The sequence below is a fragment of the Lysobacter gummosus genome (genome assembly GCF_001442805.1).
Taxonomy (GTDB): Bacteria; Pseudomonadota; Gammaproteobacteria; order Xanthomonadales; family Xanthomonadaceae; genus Lysobacter; species Lysobacter gummosus.
Map to the genome: position 1 here is coordinate 1125584 of NZ_CP011131.1, position 20622 is coordinate 1146205.

The following is a 20622-nucleotide window of genomic DNA, read 5'->3' on the forward strand; positions in this document are numbered from 1 at the left end:
GGTGTAACGTGCCCGCCATAAGGAACGGGGAACTGTGATGGAAGCACTGATTGTCTTGCTGGTACTGGCTTTGCTGTTGGTGCCGGTGCTGCTCATCGTCGCCCTGGTCCAGATCTCCGGGCTCAAGTCCCGGGTGTCGGGCCTGGAACGGACCCTGGCACAGCTTCGTGCGTCCGCAGCCGCTCCGCCGGCACCGCGCGGCCGCGAGGACGAAACCCTGGCCGAGCGCATCGAGCGCATCGATCGTGAAGCGCTGCCGCAGACGCCGGCGCGCCCGATCGCCAGCGCCGCGCCGCCCGCCGCGACTGCGCCGCAGACTCCGCCGCCGTTCCCGGCCACGCCGCCGTCCGTGCCGCCGCCGTTGCCGCCGCGACCGGCCGCCGCGGCGGCCTCGCCCATGCCGCTTCGCGCGCCCGTCGCGCCGACGCCACGCGCACCGCGTGCGCCGTCGCCGCCGGACATCTTCACTCTCGGCGCGCGCTGGGTCCGGCGTTGGTTCACCGAGGGCAACGTGCCGGTCAAGGTCGGCATGCTGGTGTTGCTCGCCGGCGTCGCCGCGTTGCTGAAGTACGCCAGCGACCAGGGCTGGATGCACGTGCCGATGGAGTTCCGTCTCGCCGGCATCGCCGTCGCGGCGATGGGCGGGCTGGTGTTCGGCTGGCAGCAGCGCGAGCGCAAGCGCGTGTTCGCGCTGAGCCTGCAGGGCGGGGCGATCGGCGTGCTGCTGCTGGTGGTGTTCGCCGCGTTCAAGCTCTACGGCCTGATCCCGGCCGGCGCGGCGTTCGCGATCAGCGTGGTGCTGGTCGCCGGCACCGGCGTGCTGTCGGTCAAGCAGAACGCGCTGGCGCTGGCGGTGTTCGCGATCCTGGCCGGCTTCCTCGCGCCGATCTGGCTGTCCACCGGTTCGGGCAACCACGTCGCCTTGTTCGGTTACTACGCGGTGCTCAACGCTGGCATCTTCGCGATCGCGTGGTGGCGTCCGTGGCGGGTGCTGAATCTGATCGGCTTCGCTTTCACCTGGGGCATCGGCACCTTGTGGGGCGTGCTGAAGTACCGGCCGGAGCATTTCTCGACCACCGAGCCGTTCCTGCTGTTGTTCTTCGCCTTCTATCTGTTGATCCCGGTGCTGTACGCGCGCCGCCGCGCCGCCGGGCGCCGCGATCTCATCGACGGTTGCCTGGTGTTCGGCACGCCGCTGATCGCCTTCACCCTGCAGGCCGGTCTGCTCGACGGCGATCGCATGCCGCTGGCGTTCTGCGCGCTCGGCCTGGGCGCGCTGTACGCGGCGCTGGCGTGGTGGTTGCGCCGCGATCAGCGCTTCGTCGAACTGTCCACGCCGTATGCGCTGCTGGCGGTCGGTTTCGCGACCCTGGCCGTGCCGCTGGCGCTGGCCGCGGAAGCCACCGCCTGCGTGTTCGCGCTGGAAGGCGCGGCGTTGGCGTGGCTGGGCCTGCGCCAGCAGCGGTTGCTGCCGCAGCTCACCGGCCTGGGGCTGCAGATCGCGGCCGCGTTCGCCTTCATCGTCGGCGCCAGCGATTCGGTCTGGGAGGGCTACACGCCGATACTCAACGCCAACTTCGCCGGCGCGGTACTGATCGCCGTGGCGGGCCTTGCCAGCGCATGGAGTTATCGCCGCGACGCCGCGCGCGCGCCGGCATTGGCCTATTACCTGTGGGGCCTGGCGTGGTGGCTGGGCGCGACCGGCAGCGAGATCGCCGATTTCATCGCCGACCGCAACAGCGCCGATGCGGTGCTGATGCTGGTCGCGGTGACCGGCTGGGCGGCGGCGGAAGTGTTCCGTCGCCACGACTGGAAGGCCTTGTCGCTGACCGCGGCGCTGGCTTTCGCCGCGGCGCTGCCGTTGGCGCTGTGGCAGGCCGATGCGCACCGCTATCCGTTCGCCGAGTGGGGCTGGGCGGCGTGGGCGCTGTACGCGGGACTGGGTTGGCGCAGCCTGAGCAATCTGCGCGAACGCGCGGGGCCCGAACTCGCGCTCGGCCATCTGGCCTGGCTGTGGGCGTGGGCATTGGCGATCGGCGTGACCTTGTTCCGGCTGTTGCGTTTGTCGATGCAGAACGATGTCGCCGCGTTCGGCTCGGGCTGGACCGCGACGGTGCTGTTGTTGCCGGTGCTGGCGATGGCGGCGCTGAGCCTGTGGCGCGCTTCGATCATCGGCCGGCCGGTGGCGCAACGTTTCGAGCAATGGCGCGCCGTGGCGATGGCCAGTTTCATGCTGGTGCTGGTGGCGACGCTGGCATTGACCCTGCTGACGCCGGCCAATCCGCATCCGCTGCTGTGGATTCCGCTGCTCAATCCCTTGTCGCTGATGCAGACCGCGACCTTGCTGATGCTCGGCTTCTGGCTCGCCACGCCCTTGGTCGGCGAAGCGCTGAGGCGGCGCCGGGTGCCGATTCTGGCCGCGATCGGTTTCGTGTTGATCACCGTCGAAGTGCTGCGCAGCGCGCACTTCTGGGGCCATGTCGGATGGGGTTCGTCGATGTTCTCCACCAGCCTGGTGCAGACCAGCCTGACCGTGGTGTGGAGCGTGCTCGGCGTGGCCGGCTGGATCGCCGGCTCGCGCCGCGGCCAGCGCGGGCTGTGGCTGGCCGGCGCGGTGTTGATGGGCGTGGTGCTGGCCAAGCTGGTCGTGGTCGATCGCGGCCATCTGGGCAATCTGCTCGGCATCGCCTCGTTCATCGCCTATGGTCTGTTGTGCACCCTGGTCGGTTACTTCGCGCCGGCGCCACCGAGCCGCTCCGCCGATAACGATCGAAATCCGCAGGAGACTCAGGCATGAAGCGTTATCTGATGTGGTTGGCGGCGCTGCCCTTGCTCGCCACGGCCGGCCCGCGCCAGGACTACGCGCAGCAGTGGTCCTTGCAACTCAGTCGCGACGACGGCGGCGCGTATCGCGTGGTGCTGGACGAAGCGGTGTATCGCCAGGCGCAAAGCGCGCAGTTGCGCGACGTGGACGTGATCGATCGCAGCGGCGCGGTCGTGCCGGCCTCGGTGTTCGCGCCCGAGCAGCCGATCGCGCGCGCGCCGCAGCGCGTGATGCTGCCGTGGTTCCCGTTGCCGGCGTCGCCGTCGGGTTCGGCCACGCAAGGTTGGGAACTGGTCAGCGAAGTCGAAACCGACGGCCGCCTGCGCCGGGTCGAAGCGCGCAGCACCGCCGCCGACACCGCCAAGCTGCCGCAGACGTCATTGCTGATCGACGCCAGCCGCCTGCGCGCGCCGATCCTGGCCCTGGAGCTGGAGTGGGCGCCGGGCGCGGCGCTGGATGCGGCCTACGGGGTCGAAGCCAGCGACGATCTCGATCACTGGCGCAGCCTGGGCAGCAGCGGCCGTCTGGTCGATCTGCAGCGCGACGGCCAGCGGCTGGTGCAGCGGCGGATCGTGTTCGATGCGGTCGGCGAACAGGCGCGTTATCTGCGGTTGACGCCGCAGGACCCGAAATCGGCCGCGCAGATCAACGCGGTGACCGCGGAACTGGCCGGCAACGCGGCGAGTGCGCCGATGCAGTGGCGCGAGCTCAAGGGCCGGCGGGTGGAGCTCAAGGACGGCAGCATCGCCTTCGAATACACCCTCGATGGCCGCTTCCCGATCCAGCAGGCCGACGTGGCGTTGCCGGGCAATCACGCGCTGGAATGGCGCCTTGAGAGCCGCGACAACGAAGAGCAGGGTTGGTATGCGCAGGCTGGTCCGTGGATGGCGTATCAGGTCGCCGGCAAGGGCGAGGGCGACCGTTCGGCGGCGCGGCAACTGGCCTCGACCGTGCGCGATCGCCACTGGCGTTTGCGCGCGAACGGCGCGGTGCCGGGCGAGCCGGTGTTGCGCTTGGGTTATCGGCCCGAGGTGGTGGTGTTCCTGGCGCAGGGCGAGCCGCCGTACGCATTGGTCGCCGGCAGTGCGCGCGCGGCGCGCGGGAATTCGCCGTTGGCGCATCTGATCGAAGCCTTGCGCACCTCGCGCGGACGCGACTGGCAACCGGCCGATGCGACGTTGGGGTCGGCGGTGGCACTGGCGGGGGCGTCGGCGTTGGTGCCGGCTGAACCTGAGCGCGATTGGTACTCGTACATGCTGTGGGCGGTGCTGGTGGGGGGCGCGTTGATCGTGGCGGGGTTTGCTTTCAGTTTGTTGAAGTCGAATAAGCCCGCGGCACCGTGAGGCGGTGATAGATGGCCGCGGCATTTTTTTGCCGTTGCAGTTGCCAAGATTCTGCTTCGGCGCTGCTTTAGCTCTGGCCTGGCGCCGCTAGTAACTCGGGAGACCGAAAGACATGATCGAAACAATCAGACTTGCGCATTACCACCTACCGTCATTCCCGCGAACGCGGGAATCCAGTGCCTTTCGTGCGAGAACGCTTGAAGTCGCTGGATTCCCGCGTTCGCGGGAATGACGAGCAAAAGAAGCCTCAAGCAGGAGCAGGAGCAAGATCAAACGCCTAAAGCTTCCGCCATGGAGCGGCGGGTTACTTTCTTTGTCCAAAGCCACAAAGTCCCACGGGATTTCCTTCGGTCAAAAGTAACCAAAGAAAAGGCTTTGGACTGTTTCGAATCAAGAGCCACGAGTGCGATGCCGACGCAGGCAGGTGCCACATTGGGCATCCTGCCCAAGGTGGCACCCGGCGCACGTCCATGTGCGCCGCCCTCCGGGTGTCCTTCGGTCTCGCGAGTTACTAGCGGCGCCCGGCAACGGCAACAACAAAAGCTAAGCCAGAGCCGAAGCCGAAGCAGGGCACAGCAAAGCGAAGCCGGGGCAAAGCAAAATCTCGGCAACGGCAACGGCAACGGCAACGGCAACGGCAACGGCAACGGCAACGGCAACGGCAACGGCAACGGCAACGGCAACCGCAACCGCAGTGGCAGTGGCAGGCGCGGGGTGGGGCAGCTACGAGACCGGCATCCGATGCGCCGCCATCCGGAATTGAGACCTCGCCAGCCCCATCGCCCCCCGCCATTCAGCCCCCAAGGTTTATTTCGCGCCCCCGCCCCGCGACAATAGCCACCCCCAGCCGCGCCCCGCGCCGGCCGCTGCATCCCCTACGCATTGCCCCAGGAGGCCCCGTGTCCATCGTCCGCATGACCGATCTCGATCTCGCCGGTAAGCGAGTGCTGATCCGCGAAGATCTCAACGTCCCCATCGACGACGGCCGCATCACCTCCGAGCTGCGCATCCTCGCCGCGCTGCCGACCCTGAAGCTGGCGCTGGAAAAGGGCGCGGCGGTGATGGTCACCTCGCATCTGGGCCGGCCGAAGGAAGGCCAGTGGAGCCAGGCCGATTCGCTGGCGCCGGTCGCCCAGCGCCTGTCGGAACTGCTCGGCATCGAAGTGCCGCTGATCAAGGATTGGGTCGATGGCGTGCAAGTGCAGCCAGGCCAACTGGTGCTGCTCGAAAATTGCCGCATGAACGTCGGCGAAGGCAAGGACGACGAAGCGCTGTCGAAGAAATACGCCGCTTTGTGCGATGTATTCGTCATGGACGCCTTCGGCACCGCGCATCGCGCCCAGGCCTCCACGCACGGCGTCATCCGCCACGCCAAGCTCGCCGCCGGCGGCCCGCTGCTGATGGCCGAGCTCGATGCGCTGGCCAAGGCCCTCGACAATCCCGCACGCCCGCTGCTGGCCATCGTCGCCGGTTCCAAGGTCTCGACCAAGCTGGAACTGCTGTCGTCGCTGGTGAGCAAGGTCGATCAGCTGATCGTCGGCGGCGGCATCGCCAACACCTTCATCGCCGCGATGGGCCACGGCGTGGGCAAGTCGCTGGTCGAAAACGATCTGATCGACACCGCGAAGAAGATCATGGCCGACGCCAAGGCGCGCGGCGCCGATATCCCGGTGCCCACCGACGTGGTGGTGGCGCCGGCCTTCGCCGCCGATGCGCCGGCCACGGTCAAGGCCGTCGATGCGGTCGGCGCCGACGACATGATCCTCGACATCGGCCCGGACACGGCCGTGCGTTACGCCGAGCTGATCAAGAACGCCGGCACCGTGGTCTGGAACGGCCCGGTCGGCGTGTTCGAATTCGATGCCTTCGGCAAGGGCACGCAGACCCTGGCGCTGGCGATCGCCGCGTCCAAGGCGTTCTCGATCGCCGGCGGCGGCGACACCCTGGCCGCGGTCGATAAGTACGGCATCGAACAGGACGTGAGCTATATCTCCACCGGCGGCGGCGCGTTCCTGGAATTCCTGGAAGGCAAGGAATTGCCAGCGGTGACCGCGCTCAAGCAGCGCGCGGGTTGAGCGCGATGTCCGAGGCGTCGATCCAGGCCGGCAAGCCCACGCTGTTTTTCGATCTCGACGGCACCCTGATCGATTCCTCGGTCGGCATCACCCGCTCGATCTCCTACGCGCTGGAGCAATTGCAGCATCCGGTGCCCAGCGAGCAGGTGCTGCGCTCGTGGATCGGCCCGGCGCTGCGTACCAGCTTCCTGCCGCTGCTGGTCGATGAGCAGCGGGTCGAGCAGGCGGTGGCCCTATATCTGGAACGCTACAGCCGCGAAGGCTGGACCGAGCACCAGGTCTACGACGGCGTCGGCGACATGCTCGATGCCGCGCGCGCGGCCGGTTATCGCATGGCCGTGGTCACGGCCAAGAACGAGAACAACGCGCGCAAGATCCTCGCGCATCTGCCGTTCGGCGGATATTTCGAGGACGTGATCGGCTCGACCATGGACGGCCGCCTGACTCACAAGGTCGATCTGATCGCCGAAGCGCTGCGCCGTTTCGGCCTGCAGGCGGCGCAGTGCCTGATGATCGGCGACCGGCGCATGGACATCGAAGGCGCGTTGCAGCACGGCATGGGCAACATCGGCGTGCTGTGGGGCTTCGGCAGCGAACAGGAACTGCGCGAGGCCGGCGCGCAGCGCCTGGCGGCGGCGCCGACGCAGTTGCCGGGCTTGCTCGCGGCCTGAGCGCGATCGCCGGGGCGTTGCGCGCCGGCGATTCACCGCGATCTGCCGCGGCGGCGGCGCGATTCATTCGATGGCGTTCTTGCAAGAACGCCTCACGCAGGCGCCGCGCCGCCTGCCGCTGCTGCCGATGTACTCCACCGGCCCGCGCCGCGTCGGATGAACCGGGCGCGCAACGCGCCGCATCATGGTGCGCTGCACGATACCCGCGTGGATCGCGATCGCTCCGGCGCGCACATGCAGGCAGCGGCCATCCTGGGGCCCGGCCGTCGCGAACGCCGCGATTGCGCACGCGTTTACGCATGTCAAAAACGTCAAAAGCGAAACCAATCACGTTTGCGCAAAGTGATGACAGTTCGACTCTCCAATACCCGCCCCTAAGTGACTGCAGTTGGTTACGGTGCCCGAGCGGCGAATGGGCGCCGCCTTACTCGGGAGAGCAACAGCATGCGTCGTATCGGATTATTCGCCGCGGTGTTCGCGGTCGCGTTGATGGGCAGCATGTCCTTCAGCGCCGGTGCCAACAGCTGGCAGGGCACCTGGTACTACTACAACGCCGAAGGCGCGCAGATAGGCAAGTGGACCGCCGGCTGCGGCGCCGCCGACGGCCGTTGGGGCGACACCAGCGGTTCGAACAAGCATTTCACCCAGGGCTGCGCGGTCGAAAGCTGATCGCAAACCGGCCCGGCCGGTCTTCGCGCGAGGCCACGACGAGGTCGCGCGCGTGACGGGCGGAAGGCTCCGTTCGCTCCGGAGCTTTCCGTTTTACCGGCCGCCCGTTTCGATGCCGGCGGTGCCGGCGCAAACCCGCGGCGCGCCGAAGCCTCGGCGCCGTCCGCATTCATCGTTCTTCCAAGACAGGAGGGATCGCCATGCGCGTTATCGCAATGTCGTCGTTCGCCGCAGTGCTCGCCGTCGCCGCGCTGACCGTCAGCGTCAAGGCCGCTCCGCCGTGGCAGGGTTACTCGATCACGTATTTCAACGCCGCCGGCGAAGTCATCGGCGGCGCCACCGCCAATTGCGGCGGGCAATACCTGTCATGGGGCGAGACCTCAGACATCATCCAGAAACGCACCTGGATCTGCGACTGAGCCGATCATCGCAAGCCGCGCCGGGGCTCGTTCGCGGGCTCCGGTGCGTATGCGGGCTCGCGCTGCCGCATGCGGAGGCGACGGCCGCACGCCGTCGCGCCCCGATCGCCCTCAGTGCCTGGACCGCGCCGCGCGCCAGTCCTTGACCAACAGCCCGAGCAATTCGCTGTCGGTCACCCGCTCGCCGACGAAGAAACTTTCCCGCTGCACACCCTCGGTCACGAAACCCAGGCGGTGCAGCAGGGCGCGCGAGGACGCGTTGGCCGGGTCGATGCCTGCATCGCAGCGATGCAGGCCCAGCGTGTCGAAGGCCCAGTCCAGGGCCAGCGTGGCCGCTTCGCGCGCGATGCCCAGGCCCCACTGCGCCGGATGCAGCGCATAGCCCAGCTCGGCGCGGCGATGGTTGGCGTCGAAGCGGAACAGCGTGCAGCTGCCGATCACCGCGTCGTCGCCGTCGGCGATCACCCAGTTGATCAGATTGCGCTCGGCCATACCCTTGCGGATCTGCGCGATCAACTCGTGCGCCTCGCTCACGCCCTGCATCGGCGGACGGCTCCAATAGCGCATGACCTGCTCGTCGCCGAACAAGGCGAACAAGGCCTGCGCATCGCGCTCGTCTTCGCGCGGCCCGCGCAGACGCACGCGCGGGCCCTGCAGCAGCGGGAAATCCTCCAGCGCCGCGAGCGCGGCGGCGATGGCCTCGCCGGGTTTCGACATCGTCATGACCACCTCGGACAGTTACGTACTGTGGCGTGTGCGCGGTGCGCGCGACCGTAACCCGGCCCGCGGTTCGAAGCGTGGCGAAGCTGTGCTAGCTTGGCCGACAGTCCAGAGAGTCTGCCATGTCCACCACCCCACGACGCACCAAGATCCTCGCCACCCTGGGCCCGGCCACCGATCCGCCGGGCGTGCTCGATGCCTTGCTCACCGCCGGCGTCGATGTGGTCCGCCTCAATTTCTCTCACGGCGATCCGTCTTCGCAGGTCGCCCGCGCCAACGCCGTGCGCGAGGCCGCGCTGCGGGTTGGGGTCGAGGTCGGCATCCTCGCCGATCTGCCCGGGCCGAAAATCCGCATCGAACGCTTCGCCGAGGGTCGGGTATTGCTCAAGGCCGGCGACCGTTTCGACCTGATCGCCGCGGAAAACCCGCCGCCGGGCAACCTGCGCGAAGTCGGCGTCAGTTACCTGGGCCTGCCCGGCGACGTCAGCCCCGGCGACGTGCTGCTGCTCGACGACGGCCTGCTGCAACTGCGCGTCGGCGCCATCGACGGCGAGCGCATCATCACCACCGTGCTCAACGACGGCGCGCTGTCGGACCGCAAGGGCCTGAACAAACTCGGCGGCGGCCTGTCGCTGGGCGCGCTGACCGAGCGCGACAAGGAACTGATCCTGATCGCCGCCGAGCTGGGCGCGGACTTCATCGCGGTGTCGTTCTGCCGCAACGCCGAGGACATGAACGAAGCGCGCCGGATCGCCCGCGCCGCCGGCAGCGATGCCGCGCTGGTGTCGAAGATCGAGCGCGCCGAAGCCATCGAGAACCTCGCCGAGATCGTCGAGGCCAGCGACGTGGTCATGGTCGCGCGCGGCGACCTGGGCGTGGAGATCGGCGATGCCGAGCTGCCCGGCCTGCAGAAGAAGATCATCCGCGAATCATTGCTGCGCAACCGCGTGGTGATCACCGCCACGCAGATGATGCAGTCGATGGTCGACAACCCGATCCCGACCCGCGCCGAAGTGCTCGACGTCGCCAACGCGGTGATCGACGGCACCGACGCGGTCATGCTGTCGCAGGAATCGGCCGCCGGCCGCTATCCGATCAAGGCGGTCGAGGCGATGGCGCGCATCTGCCTGGGCGCCGAGCGCCAGTTCAACCACGACACCGATTTCGAAGCCGCGCCGCGCAACCTGGAACGCGCCGACCAGGCCATCGCCATGGCGGCGATGTTCCTGTCCGAGCACATCGGCGTGCGCGCGATCGTGGCGATGACCGAATCAGGCGGCACCGCGCGCTTTCTCTCGCGTTTCCGCTCCAACGCGCCGATCTACGCGTTCTCGCGCCACGACGGCGCGCGCCGGCGCATGGCGATGATGCGCGACGTCTACCCGATCGATTTCGACAGCCGCGGCCAGGCCTCGCGCGATGCCGCGCGCAACGTGGTCAAGCAGTTGTTCGATTCGGGCAAGCTGGCCCAGGGCGAGCGGGTGATCTTCACCAGCGGCGACACCATGGAACAGCACGGCGCGACCAACACCCTGCGTCTGCTGCAGGTGGGCGAGGGCGGCAGCGCCGAGGGCCTGGGCGAGCTGTAAACCCCGGCCGGGTCCGGGCCGCGAGGTTTCCTGTGGGAGGGGCTTCGGCCCCGAGGCTTTCTTTTCAGATCGCAGTGTCGGATCGAACAGCCTCGGGGCCGAAGCCCCTTCCGCAAGAAACCTCGCACGGCCCGCGAGCCGCGGCGGATGTAAACGGTTACCCGCGAACGTCGGTCAAATCGTGCGCAAGTGCCTGATTCGACAGGCCGGCCGAAGGGGCAAGGTTCACCGTCAGCGGCTATAATCGCGGGCTTCCCACCGCTGCCGCAGGATCTCCATGAGCATCGAACAGCTTGCCGAAACCGCCCTGGCCATGGTCGCCCCGGGCAAGGGCATCATCGCGATCGACGAGTCGACCGCCACCATCGCCAAGCGTTTCGCCGGCGTCGGTATCGAGAACACGGAAGAGAACCGCCGCGCCTACCGCGAGCTGCTGCTGACCACGCCCAAGCTCAACGAATACATCTCCGGCGCGATCCTGTACGACGAAACCCTGCGCCAGTCCACCAAGGCCGGCGTGCCGTTCGCCAAGCACATGGCCGACAACGGCATCATCCCGGGCATCAAGGTAGACAAGGGCCCGCAGCCGCTGGCCGGCTTCCCGGGCGAAGTGGTCACCGAAGGCCTCGACGGCCTGCGCGCGCGCCTGGAGGAGTACTACAAGCTCGGCGCCCGTTTCGCCAAGTGGCGCGCGGTCATCAACATCGGCGACGACATCCCCTCGGGCACCTGCATCGAAGCCAACAACCACGCGCTGGCCCGTTACGCCGCGCTGTGTCAGGAACAGGGCCTGGTGCCGATGGTCGAGCCGGAAGTGATCATGGACGGTAGCCACGACCTCGACACCTGCTTCGAAGTCACCGAAGTCACCCTGCGCTCGCTGTTCGGCGCGCTGTACGAAAACAGCGTGCTGCTCGAAGGCACGATCCTCAAGGCCTCGATGGTGGTGCCGGGCACGCTCGCCCACGAGCAGGCCAGCGTCGATGACGTCGCCGCGGCGACCCTGCAGTGCCTGAAGTCCACCGTGCCGGCGACCCTGCCGGGCATCGTGTTCCTGTCCGGCGGCCAGTCCGACGAGGACGCGACCGCGCACCTCAACGCCATGAACCAGATGGGCCCGAACCCGTGGCCGCTGTCGTTCTCCTACGGCCGCGCCATGCAGTCGGCGGCGCTGAAGCTGTGGTCGCAGGACCTGGTCGGCAACTACGCCCGCGCCCAGCAGACCGTGTACGAGCGCGCCAAGGCCAACGGCCTGGCCGCGCTGGGCCAGTGGAAGTCGGCGGCGTAAGTCACCGCCTGGATCGCTGCGAAAAACGCCGGCCTCGCGCCGGCGTTTTTCGTTAGGGCGCGGCACTTCCGGCGCGGGCGCCGGTTGCGCAGAATCGGTGATCGCGCCGCGACCGCCGGCGTCGCCCCCGCTCCATCCAACACAAGGCACGGAGACTTCATGGAAACCCAATGGCTGGCCTTTTCCATCGCGGCGCTGATGGTGACCGTGGCGCCGGGACCGGATACGTTTCTGGTGATCGGCAACGCGCTCAGCGGCGGCGTGCGGCGCGGGCTGGCGACGGTCGCCGGCATCCTCACCGGCGGCCTGTTCCACGTGTCGCTGTTCGCCTTCGGCGTGGCGCGGCTGCTGATGTATTCCGAGCGCGCGTTCTGGACGGTGAAGATGCTCGGCGCGGTGTATCTGATCTACCTCGGCGCCAAGGCGCTGCGCTCGGCCTTGCGTCCGCGCGCCGATGCCGACATCGACGGCGCCGCGCCGGCCAACGCGTCGCTGTGGCGCGGTTATGCGCAGGGCGTGCTGACCAATGCGCTCAATCCGAAGATCGCGATCTTCTATCTGGCGTTCCTGCCGCAGTTCCTCGCCCCGGGCGACGACATGGCGGTGCAGTCGGTGCTGATGATCGGCCTGCACTACCTCATGGGCACGGTGTGGCTGAGCCTGCTGGCCTTCGGCGCGGCGCGCATGGCCGCATCGATGCGCAGCGCGCGCGTGGCGCGCACGCTCGACGGCATCGTCGGCAGCCTGATGCTGGGATTCGGGGTGAAACTGGCCTGGTCTTCGCGCTGAGGCGACGGGCGCGGGCGTGACGGATCGGCTCGCGGCCCGTTAGGCTGGATGGATTGATGGCCAGGGAGTACGGCGATGTCGGACAACAAAGCGCCCTTCGTGCCGCCGCAGGCGGCGACGCTGCTGAAATCCGGGGACAAGATCCAGGCGATCAAGCTGGTGCTGGACAGCAATCCGGGCATCGGCCTGCGCCAGGCGAAGGACGCGGTCGAGGAGTACGAACGGCGCCTGGCGATCGGAGCGCTGGCGGCGTCCGCGGTCGCGGCAAACGCTTCGACCAGTCGCGCGCCGAAAGCCGGCTTCCCCGAGGCCGCGCGCGAGGCGATTGAGCGCGGCCAGACCATCGTTGCGATCAAGATCGTGCGCGAGGCCTATGGCCTGGATCTGCGCCAGGCGAAGGATCTGGTCGAGGCTTACGCCAAGAAAGGCGAGGCCGCGCTGGGCGGTGTCGCCGCGCCGGCCGACTCGCTCACGCTGCAACTGCCGGCCGAGGTGCTGATGCTGATCCTCAAGGGCGAACGCACGCGCGCGGCGCAATTGCTGCAGGCCAACTTCGGCCACTCCGCCACCGATTCGGTGAACCGGATCGCCGATTACGAAGCCGCGCGGAAAAAGCGCGGCGTGATCGGCGACAGCGGGCGCACGGTCAGCCCGGGCGACAACAACGGCGGGATGTTGCTCGCCGCGGCGTTGATCGCCATCGTGCTGGTTTTGATCGGGTATTTCGTCGCGAGCTGATCGGGGTGCGGCGGTCGCGAAACTCGTTCGCGACTTTTATCCAGCGGCCGGGTTGATCGCGGCCGCAGCGAACTGCGACCGCGACAACACAACCACGACGACACTCCCGCTGCGGGCGCTTCAAGCCGGTATAGCGACCGAGAAAGCGCCGGAGCCGATCGCCGCTGCCGCCGTCAGCCCAACGACGCCAACCACTCTTCGTCGCTGCCTTCGTTCACGCCTTCGAACAGGAAGGTGCTGAGGTAGCGCTCGCCGGTGTCGGGCAGCATCGCCAGGATCACCGCGCCGGACTCGGCGCCGCGCGCGACTTCCAGCGCCGCGGCCACGGTCGCGCCGGCGGAAATGCCGACGAACACGCCTTCCTCCGCAGCCAGGCGGCGCGCGGTGTCGCGGGCCAGCACGTCGTCCACCGGCACGATCGCGTGGGCGGCGTCGCGGTTGAGCACGGCCGGGACGAAGTCCGGGGTCCAGCCCTGGATCTTGTGCGGCTGCCATTGCGCGCCGGCCAGCAGCGAAGCGCCGGCCGGTTCGCACGCGGTCACGCGCACCTCGGGCCGGGCCACGCGCAGCACCTCGCCGACGCCGGTGAGGGTGCCGCCGGTGCCCCAGCCGCTGACGAAATGATCGAGCCGACGGCCGGCGAAGTCCTGCAGGATCTCGGCCGCGGTGGTGCTGCGGTGATAGGCCGGATTGGCCGGGTTCTCGAACTGCCGGGCCAGGAACCAGCCGTGTTTCTGCGCCAGTTCCGCCGCCTTGCGCACCATGCCGCTGCCGCGCTCGGCGGCCGGGGTCAGGATCACCTTGGCGCCGTAGGCGCGCATCAGCTTGCGCCGCTCGACCGAGAAGGTTTCGCTCATCGTCGCCACGAACTTGTAGCCGCGCGCCGCGCAGACCATCGCCAGCGCCACGCCGGTGTTGCCCGAGGTCGCTTCGATCACGGTATCGCCGGGCTTGAGCTGGCCGCGCTGTTCGGCGTCGAGGATGATCGCCAGCGCCAGACGGTCCTTGACCGAGCCGCCGGGATTGAAGGATTCGACCTTGGCGTACAGGCTTACGTGCTCCGGCGCCAGGCGGTGCAGGCGCACGATCGGGGTGCGGCCGATGGTGTCGAGGATGCTGTCGTGGATCATGGGACGGGCTCCTTGGGGGAAGCGCCGAGTATGAACCCCGCGCCGCGCGCGGGCCGCGTCGCGACGGTTACCGCGTTGCAACATGCGCAGGCGCACAGTGTCGCGGCGGCATCGACGGCGCGCATCCACGACCCCGGCGGGCCGGCCTGGAGGGACGCGCGCCGCGCGCGATGGCGATTTTGCCGATACGGTGGTCAACCAATGGCCCACGCAAGCGTTAACGATCCACCGCTAGAATCGCGCCGGCCGAAGCCTCGGGGCTTCGGCGCCGCGCGGCCGGCGTTCGTCGCGCGCATCGAAGGCCTGGTCCGCTGTGCCGCCCGCCAGATTCGCGTCACCGCCCTCACCGGGCCCCGTTCAGAGAACCGCATGCCACCACGTTCCGGACTTCGCACCTGCTGCATCCTTGCTTTGACCATCGCCCTGGCCGCGTGCGGCAAAGGCGGCAAGACGCAAGGCGGGCCCGCGGGTCCGGGCGGGCAGGGCGATCGTCCGATCCCGGTCACCGCCGAGCAAGTGCGTCTGCGCCCGTGGAACGACACCGTGCAGGCGCTGGGCAACGTCAAGGCGCGCGAGTCGATCACCGTCACCGCCAAGGTCAGCGAGATCGTCCAGGACGTGCATTTCGACAGCGGCGATCACGTCGCCGCCGGCGCTTCGCTGATCACCCTGAGCGGCCGCGCCCAGCTGGCCGCGCTGGCCCAGGCCGAGGCGACCGCGAAAGAAGCCGACCAGTTGCTCAAGCGCCAGACCGAACTGGCGGCGCAGCAACTCATCGCGCGCTCCTCGCTCGACACTCAGCGCGCGACCCGCGACGCCACCCGCGCGCGGGTCGAGCAGATGAAGGCCGATATCGGCGATCGCCAAGTGCGCGCGCCGTTCGCCGGCGTGCTCGGCATCCGTCAGGTCAGCCCCGGTTCGCTGGTGACGCCGGGCACGCCGATCGCGACCCTGGACGACACCGACCGCGTCTACATCGATTTCCCGGTGCCCGAAACCCTGCTGGCGCGCATCGCCAAGGGCCAGAGCGTCAGCGGCACCAGCGCGGCTTATCCGGGCAAGCGTTTCGAGGGCGAAGTCAGCACCATCGATGCGCGCATCGACCCGGCCACGCGCGCGGTCACCGTGCGCGGCGATTTCCCCAATGCCGATCATCTGTTGCGGCCGGGCATGCTGGTGCAGGTGACCTTGCTGCAGCCCGAGCGCCAGGCGCTGCTGATTCCGGAGATCTCCGTGGTCCAGGTCGGCACCGATTCCTATGTGTTCCGGCTCAAGCCGGACAACACGGTCGAACGCGCCGACGTGGAAGTCGGCACGCGCCGCGAAGGCCTGGCGGAAATCGTCGAGGGCCTGAAGGTCGGCGACAAGGTCGTCGTCGATGGCACCGGCAAGCTGCGGGTCGGCAGCAAGGTCGATGTGTCGGCGGCGCCGGCGCCCGCCGCGCAGACGCGCGAGGCGCAGACCGATGCGAAGGCGCCGGCGACATCGGCACCGGCGTCGTCCGTCGGCGCGGCGGCGGGCAAGGACGGCCGTAATGGCTGATTCGTCTGGTCTGCTCGAACGGCTGCGTTTGTTCATTTCGTCGTTTCCGCGAACGCGGGAATCCAGCGACTTCCGTGCGGATGCGTCAAAGACACTGGATGCTCGGCATACGCCGAGTAAAAGCGGAGCCCGCGTTCGCGGGAATGACGAGCAAAAACGCAGCCGCGATAACAACGCGACCGCGGGCAAGGCGCCCGTCTACGTCGCCGCCAAGCGCGGCGAACCCAAGCGCCGCGAAGGCCGGGGCGGCGGTCGATGAATATCTCCGATCTGTCCATCCGCCGGCCGGTGTTCGCCACGGTGATGAGCCTGTTGCTGATCACCCTGGGCGTCATGGCGTTCTCGCGCCTGACCTTGCGCGAGTTGCCGGCGATCGATCCGCCGGTGGTGTCGGTGGACGTGACCTATCCCGGTGCTTCGGCCTCGGTGGTGGAAACCCGCATCACCCAGGTGCTGGAAGACGCGCTGGCCGGCATCGAAGGCATCGAGAGCATCGAGTCGCGCAGCGTCAACGGCCGCGCCTCGATCAGCATCGAGTTCACTCTGCAGCGCGAGATCGAAGCGGCCGCCAACGACGTGCGCGACGCGGTCAGCCGCGTTTCCAACCGCATGCCGGAAGAGGCCGATCCGCCGCAGATCGAGAAAGTCGAAAGCGACGCCGACCCCATCTTGTGGCTCAACATGAGCTCCAAGCAGATGGACACGCTGCAGCTGTCGGATTACGCCGAGCGCTACGTGGTCGATCGCCTGTCCTCGGTGGACGGCGTCGCCCAGGTGCGCATCGGCGGCCAGCAGCGCTACGCGATGCGCATCTGGCTGGACCAGGACGCGCTGGCCGCGCGCGACATCACCGTCAACGAAGTCGAAGCCGCGCTGCGCGCGGAGAACGTCGAATTGCCGGCAGGCCGCATCGAATCGCAGGCGCGCGACTTCACCCTGCGCGTCGCCCGCAGCTATCAAAAACCGGCCGATTTCGCCCAGATTCCGCTGAAGAAAGGCGCCGACGGCTACGTGGTGCGGCTGGGCGACGTGTCCAAGATCCAGCTCGACTCGGCCGAGCGCCGCGCCTATTACCGCAGCAACGGCGAGCAGAACATCGGCCTGGGCATCGTCAAGACCTCCACCGCCAACAGCCTGGACGTGGCGCGCGCGGTGCGCGCGGCCGCCGATCAGATCCGCCCGGGCCTGCCGCAGGGCACGGACATCTTCGTCGCCTTCGACACCACCATCTTCATCGAGTCGGCGGTCGAGCGCGTGTACCACACGCTGGCCGAGGCGATCGTGCTGGTGCTGATCGTGATCTGGCTGTTCCTGGGCAGCTTCCGCGCCGCGCTGATTCCGGCGGTGACGGTGCCGGTGTGCCTGATCGCCGCGTTCATCCCGCTGTACCTGTTCGACTTCTCGATCAACCTGCTGACCTTGCTGGCGCTGGTGCTGTGCATCGGCCTGGTGGTGGACGATGCGATCGTGGTGCTGGAGAACATCCAGCGCCGCGCCGACCTGGGCGAGCCCAAGCTGGTCGCGGCCGCGCGCGGCACCAAGCAGGTCGCCTTCGCGGTGATCGCGACCACCGCGGTGCTGGTGGCGGTGTTCCTGCCGGTCGGCTTCATGGAAGGCAACACCGGGCGCTTGTTCCGCGAACTGTCGGTGGCGCTGGCCGGCGCGGTGGCGTTGTCGGCGTTCGTCGCGCTGACCTTGACGCCGATGATGTCGTCCAAGTTCGTGCGTCCGCACAGCGAAGAGAAATCCAATCCGGTCAATCGCTGGATCAACGCGCGCCTGGACGGCGTGAGCCGGCGCTACAAGGGCCTGCTCGATCACACCGTCGAGCGGCCGTGGCTGTTCGGCATCCTGATGCTGGTCGCGCTGGCGATGAGCTTCGTGCTGTTCAAGTTCGTGCCCTCGGAACTGGCGCCGCAGGAAGACCGTGGCTCGTTCCAGATTTCGATCCTGGGCCCGGAAGGCGCCGGTTACGACTACACCGTCAAGCAGGTGCAGCAGGTCGAGAAGATCGTCGCCTCGCACACCGGCCCGAACGAAACCATCCAGCGCTACAACCCGCGCGTGCCCGGCGGCTTCGGCGCCAGCGAGGAAATGCATACCGGCCGCATCGCGGTGTTCCTGCAGGACTGGGACAAGCGCGACAAGAGCACGGCCGAAGTCGCCGACGGCTTGCGCGGCGAGCTGAGCCGGCTCACCGGCGTGCGTGCGCTGCCGCAGGTCGGCGGCGGCCTGGTGCGCACGCGCGGGCAGCCGATCCAGATCGTGCTCGGCGGTCCGGAATACGGCGAACTGGCCAAATGGCGCGACCGTCTGCTCGCGCGCATGGAGCAGAACAAGGGTTTGTTCTCGGCCGACTCGGATTACAAGGAAACCCGGCCGCAGATGCGGGTGGAGATCGATCGCCAGCGCGCGGCCGATCTGGGCGTGAGCGTCACCGACATCGGCCACGCTCTGGAAACCATGATGGGTTCGCGCCGCGTCACCACCTTCGTGCAGAACGGCGAGGAGTACGACGTCATCGTCCAGGCCGATCGCGACCTGCGCACTTCGCCGGCCGATCTGTCCGCGATCCAGGTGCGCGCGCGCAACGGCGGCCTGGTGCCGCTGTCGAATCTGGTCACGCTCAACGAGTTGGCCGAAGCCGGCAGCCTCAACCGCTTCAACCGCCTGCGCGCGATCACCATCAGCGCCGGCCTCGCGCCCGGCTACACCATGGGCGAGGCGATCACCTGGTTGAATCAGGCGGTGGCGGAAGAATTGCCAGAGCAGGCGCAGATCGACTGGAAGGGCGAATCGCGCGAATACCAGAAGGCCGGCGGCGCGGTGTTGATGACCTTCACCCTGGCGCTGCTGGTCGTGTACCTGGTGCTGGCGGCGCAGTTCGAAAGCTTCATCCATCCGTTCGTGATCATGCTGACCGTGCCGCTGGGCGTGCTCGGCGCCTTGATCGGCCTGTGGATGACCGGCGGCACGCTGAACCTGTTCAGTCAGATCGGCATCGTGATGCTGGTGGGGTTGGCGGCGAAGAACGGCATTTTGATCGTCGAGTTCGCCAATCAGCTGCGCGATGAAGGGCGCAGCATTCACGAAGCGATCGTCGAATCCTCGGCGGTGCGCCTGCGGCCGATCCTGATGACCTCGATCGCCACCGTGGTCGGCGCGGTGCCGCTGGTGCTGGCCGGCGGTCCGGGTTCGGCCAGCCGCGCCACCATCGGCATCGTGGTGATCTTCGGCGTGTCGTTCTCGACCCTGCTGTCGCTGTTCATCGTGCCGGCCTTCTACGTGCTGCTGGCGCGCTTCACCCGCTCGCCCGAAGCGGTGGCGCAGGAGTTGGAGAAGCTGGAGAAGGAAACGCCGCAGGCGGGTGGTCACGCCTGATCGGTGGCGGTGGGGCGCTGGTCTGGCCCCGATACTGTGAAGTCTCTGTGGGAGGGGCAATGCATCTGCTTCAGTTTGCAGCCGGCGCCTCGCGATACAACCGCAAGAATTTGAACATCTTCGGCCATTCCTCTCGCGGCTTGAGCACGATCGCCACCTCGCGCCCGTCCAGCGCCGATTCGGTCAGCACCAGGTGATCGGCGACTTGCTTGGCGTTCTCGAATTCGCTCGCATTGACCTTGCACACGGCTTTGAAGAACGGCCCGTCCAGCCACTGAGCCACTTCCGGGGTGTCGCGAAACTTCAGGTAACCGGCCAGGGACGCGTGGGCGACGGCGACCATGGCGAAGCCGAGCGGGATGTCGTCGCGGACCAGGATGTACATTTTCATCGGTTGAAAGGCCGTTGGGAGTGATCAGGGGCGGGGCCGCCGGACAAGCCGATTTGCAGCGCGGCGGCCACGTAATTAGGCTAATCCTATGAACCTTCCCCCCTCAGCCGCCAGCCCGCCGCCGCGGGGCGATGGTTTCGTGCTGCGTCCGTGGCGCAACGACGACCTCGACGACCTGGTCGCGCAAGCCAATCACGAGCGCATATCGCGCGGTCTGAGCGACCGTTTCCCGTATCCCTACACCCGCCGCGACGGCGAGCTGTTCCTGTCCGGACAGGTCGTCGATCTGAATGAGCCTTTGTTCGCGATCGAAGTCGAGGGCCGCGCCTGCGGCGGCATCGGCGCGCATCCGGGCAAGGGCGAACGCAAGCACGCGGCCGAGTTCGGTTACTGGCTCGGTCATTCGCTGTGGGGCGCCGGGCTGATGACCCGGGTGGTGGCGGCGTTCGCGCCGTGGGTGATGCGCGAGCTGTCGCTGTATCGTCTGTGCGCGACTGTGCTGGATCACAATCCGGCCTCGGCGCGGGTGTTGTTGAAAAACGGGTTTACCGAGGAGGGCGCGCAACGTTGCGCGGTCTTCAAACACGGGCAAGTGCACGACCTGCGCGTGTTCGCGAAAGTACGAAGGAGTTTGAACGATGCAACGTGACGATCCGCCGCGCGGTCCGCGCAAGCCTTACAGCGGGCAGGGCCCGGGACCCAAGCAGGAACCCCGGCAAGGGTCGGGGCCGAGCCCGTGGCGCAGCGGTCCGCGCCGCGAGGACGAACGCAATGCGCGTCCCGCCGCGCCGCCGCGTCAGGGCGCGCCGGCGCCGGGTGCGCGCGATGGCCGCCCGGGCGAACGCGGCGCACCGCCCGCGGCCGGCGGCCCGTATCGCAACAGCGGGCCTCGCAATCGCGAGGCCGTGCCTGCCGCGGCGGACGCGCCGCCGCATCACGGCGGTCATGCCCATCCGCACGATCGCTCCGAGCGCCGCGAGCAGCGCCATCGCCACGGCGACGACGTGCGCGATACGCGCGAACGCAGCCATCACGATCGCCCGCCGCGCGCCG

Annotated in this window: 17 protein-coding genes; 14 read left to right on the forward strand and 3 right to left on the reverse strand. The window is 68.2% G+C overall.

Annotated elements, in window-relative coordinates; all coding sequences use genetic code 11:
* Positions 1–37 precede the first annotated feature (37 nt).
* The 6 genes from LG3211_RS04565 to LG3211_RS04590 all read left to right on the forward strand — a co-directional run bounded on the left by LG3211_RS04565 (position 38) and on the right by LG3211_RS04590 (position 8001).
* Entirely contained in the window at positions 38–2797 is a 2760-nt protein-coding gene (locus LG3211_RS04565) for a DUF2339 domain-containing protein (RefSeq protein ID WP_057941789.1), read from the forward strand.
* A complete protein-coding gene (locus LG3211_RS04570) occupies positions 2794–4167 on the forward strand; it encodes a DUF3999 domain-containing protein (protein WP_057941790.1) in 1374 nt (457 codons plus the stop codon). Before LG3211_RS04565 ends, LG3211_RS04570 begins: the two co-directional genes overlap by 4 nt.
* Before the next feature lie 899 nt (positions 4168–5066).
* A complete protein-coding gene (locus LG3211_RS04575; RefSeq protein ID WP_057941791.1) occupies positions 5067–6242 on the forward strand; it encodes a phosphoglycerate kinase in 1176 nt (391 codons plus the stop codon).
* 5 nt (positions 6243–6247) lie between these two features.
* A complete protein-coding gene (locus LG3211_RS04580; protein ID WP_057945272.1) occupies positions 6248–6913 on the forward strand; it encodes an HAD hydrolase-like protein in 666 nt (221 codons plus the stop codon).
* A gap of 444 nt (positions 6914–7357) precedes the next feature.
* A complete protein-coding gene (locus LG3211_RS04585; protein ID WP_057941792.1) occupies positions 7358–7582 on the forward strand; it encodes a DUF6289 family protein in 225 nt (74 codons plus the stop codon).
* 200 nt (positions 7583–7782) lie between these two features.
* Positions 7783–8001, forward strand: a complete 219-nt coding sequence (locus LG3211_RS04590; protein WP_148648743.1) for a DUF6289 family protein — start codon at positions 7783–7785, stop codon at positions 7999–8001.
* Positions 8002–8112: 111 nt separating this feature from the next.
* Here LG3211_RS04590 and LG3211_RS04595 read toward each other — a convergent pair whose 3' ends face one another.
* Positions 8113–8724, reverse strand: a complete 612-nt coding sequence (locus tag LG3211_RS04595; protein WP_083512309.1) for a GNAT family N-acetyltransferase — start codon at positions 8722–8724, stop codon at positions 8113–8115.
* Between the two features lie 119 nt (positions 8725–8843).
* On the opposite strand from LG3211_RS04595, the gene pyk reads away from it, so the two are divergent.
* From pyk to LG3211_RS04615, 4 genes are all read left to right on the forward strand, one after another.
* The gene (gene pyk, locus LG3211_RS04600; RefSeq protein WP_057941795.1) at positions 8844–10310 is read left to right on the forward strand and encodes a pyruvate kinase; all 1467 of its coding nucleotides are present in this window, start codon (positions 8844–8846) and stop codon (positions 10308–10310) included.
* A gap of 277 nt (positions 10311–10587) precedes the next feature.
* The gene (locus LG3211_RS04605; protein ID WP_057941796.1) at positions 10588–11598 is read left to right on the forward strand and encodes a class I fructose-bisphosphate aldolase; all 1011 of its coding nucleotides are present in this window, start codon (positions 10588–10590) and stop codon (positions 11596–11598) included.
* A gap of 159 nt (positions 11599–11757) precedes the next feature.
* On the forward strand, positions 11758–12387 hold the full coding sequence (locus LG3211_RS04610) for a LysE family translocator (protein ID WP_057941797.1): 630 nt from the start codon (positions 11758–11760) through the stop codon (positions 12385–12387).
* Positions 12388–12462: 75 nt separating this feature from the next.
* The gene (locus LG3211_RS04615) at positions 12463–13125 is read left to right on the forward strand and encodes a hypothetical protein (protein WP_057941798.1); all 663 of its coding nucleotides are present in this window, start codon (positions 12463–12465) and stop codon (positions 13123–13125) included.
* Positions 13126–13298: 173 nt separating this feature from the next.
* Here the strand turns inward: LG3211_RS04615 and cysK are convergent, their stop codons facing one another.
* Positions 13299–14255, reverse strand: a complete 957-nt coding sequence (cysK, locus tag LG3211_RS04620) for a cysteine synthase A (RefSeq protein WP_057941799.1) — start codon at positions 14253–14255, stop codon at positions 13299–13301.
* 369 nt (positions 14256–14624) lie between these two features.
* Between cysK and LG3211_RS04625 the strand changes: the two genes are divergently transcribed.
* The 3 genes from LG3211_RS04625 to LG3211_RS04630 are packed head-to-tail and all read left to right on the forward strand — an operon-like array spanning position 14625 to position 19178.
* A complete protein-coding gene (locus LG3211_RS04625; protein WP_083512851.1) occupies positions 14625–15797 on the forward strand; it encodes an efflux RND transporter periplasmic adaptor subunit in 1173 nt (390 codons plus the stop codon).
* Positions 15790–16056, forward strand: coding sequence for a hypothetical protein (locus LG3211_RS25410; protein ID WP_148648744.1), 267 nt, complete (start codon positions 15790–15792; stop codon positions 16054–16056). The genes LG3211_RS04625 and LG3211_RS25410 overlap by 8 nt, the downstream gene beginning before the upstream one ends.
* Positions 16053–19178 carry an efflux RND transporter permease subunit gene (locus tag LG3211_RS04630; protein ID WP_057941800.1) on the forward strand — a complete coding sequence of 1042 codons (3126 nt, stop codon included), beginning with the start codon at positions 16053–16055 and terminating at the stop codon, positions 19176–19178. The genes LG3211_RS25410 and LG3211_RS04630 overlap by 4 nt, the downstream gene beginning before the upstream one ends.
* A 70-nt stretch (positions 19179–19248) precedes the next feature.
* Here LG3211_RS04630 and LG3211_RS04635 read toward each other — a convergent pair whose 3' ends face one another.
* The gene (locus LG3211_RS04635; RefSeq protein WP_057941801.1) at positions 19249–19569 is read right to left on the reverse strand and encodes a peptidyl-tRNA hydrolase; all 321 of its coding nucleotides are present in this window, start codon (positions 19567–19569) and stop codon (positions 19249–19251) included.
* An 88-nt stretch (positions 19570–19657) separates the two neighbouring features.
* Here LG3211_RS04635 and LG3211_RS04640 point away from each other — a divergent pair, with 88 nt between their 5' ends.
* Entirely contained in the window at positions 19658–20218 is a 561-nt protein-coding gene (locus LG3211_RS04640) for a GNAT family N-acetyltransferase (RefSeq protein ID WP_057941802.1), read from the forward strand.
* Positions 20219–20622 lie beyond the last annotated feature (404 nt).

Coding starts and splice junctions, on each gene's coding strand:
- LG3211_RS04565 (WP_057941789.1), top strand. CDS start 38: ATGGAAGCACTGATTGTCTTGCTGGTACTGGCTTTGCTGTTGGTGCCG.
- LG3211_RS04570 (WP_057941790.1), top strand. CDS start 2,794: ATGAAGCGTTATCTGATGTGGTTGGCGGCGCTGCCCTTGCTCGCCACG.
- LG3211_RS04580 (WP_057945272.1), top strand. CDS start 6,248: ATGTCCGAGGCGTCGATCCAGGCCGGCAAGCCCACGCTGTTTTTCGAT.
- LG3211_RS04585 (WP_057941792.1), top strand. CDS start 7,358: ATGCGTCGTATCGGATTATTCGCCGCGGTGTTCGCGGTCGCGTTGATG.
- LG3211_RS04590 (WP_148648743.1), top strand. CDS start 7,783: ATGCGCGTTATCGCAATGTCGTCGTTCGCCGCAGTGCTCGCCGTCGCC.
- LG3211_RS04595 (WP_083512309.1), bottom strand. CDS start 8,724: ATGACGATGTCGAAACCCGGCGAGGCCATCGCCGCCGCGCTCGCGGCG.
- pyk (WP_057941795.1), top strand. CDS start 8,844: ATGTCCACCACCCCACGACGCACCAAGATCCTCGCCACCCTGGGCCCG.
- LG3211_RS04605 (WP_057941796.1), top strand. CDS start 10,588: ATGAGCATCGAACAGCTTGCCGAAACCGCCCTGGCCATGGTCGCCCCG.
- LG3211_RS04610 (WP_057941797.1), top strand. CDS start 11,758: ATGGAAACCCAATGGCTGGCCTTTTCCATCGCGGCGCTGATGGTGACC.
- LG3211_RS04615 (WP_057941798.1), top strand. CDS start 12,463: ATGTCGGACAACAAAGCGCCCTTCGTGCCGCCGCAGGCGGCGACGCTG.
- cysK (WP_057941799.1), bottom strand. CDS start 14,255: ATGATCCACGACAGCATCCTCGACACCATCGGCCGCACCCCGATCGTG.
- LG3211_RS04625 (WP_083512851.1), top strand. CDS start 14,625: ATGCCACCACGTTCCGGACTTCGCACCTGCTGCATCCTTGCTTTGACC.
- LG3211_RS25410 (WP_148648744.1), top strand. CDS start 15,790: ATGGCTGATTCGTCTGGTCTGCTCGAACGGCTGCGTTTGTTCATTTCG.
- LG3211_RS04630 (WP_057941800.1), top strand. CDS start 16,053: ATGAATATCTCCGATCTGTCCATCCGCCGGCCGGTGTTCGCCACGGTG.
- LG3211_RS04635 (WP_057941801.1), bottom strand. CDS start 19,569: ATGAAAATGTACATCCTGGTCCGCGACGACATCCCGCTCGGCTTCGCC.
- LG3211_RS04640 (WP_057941802.1), top strand. CDS start 19,658: ATGAACCTTCCCCCCTCAGCCGCCAGCCCGCCGCCGCGGGGCGATGGT.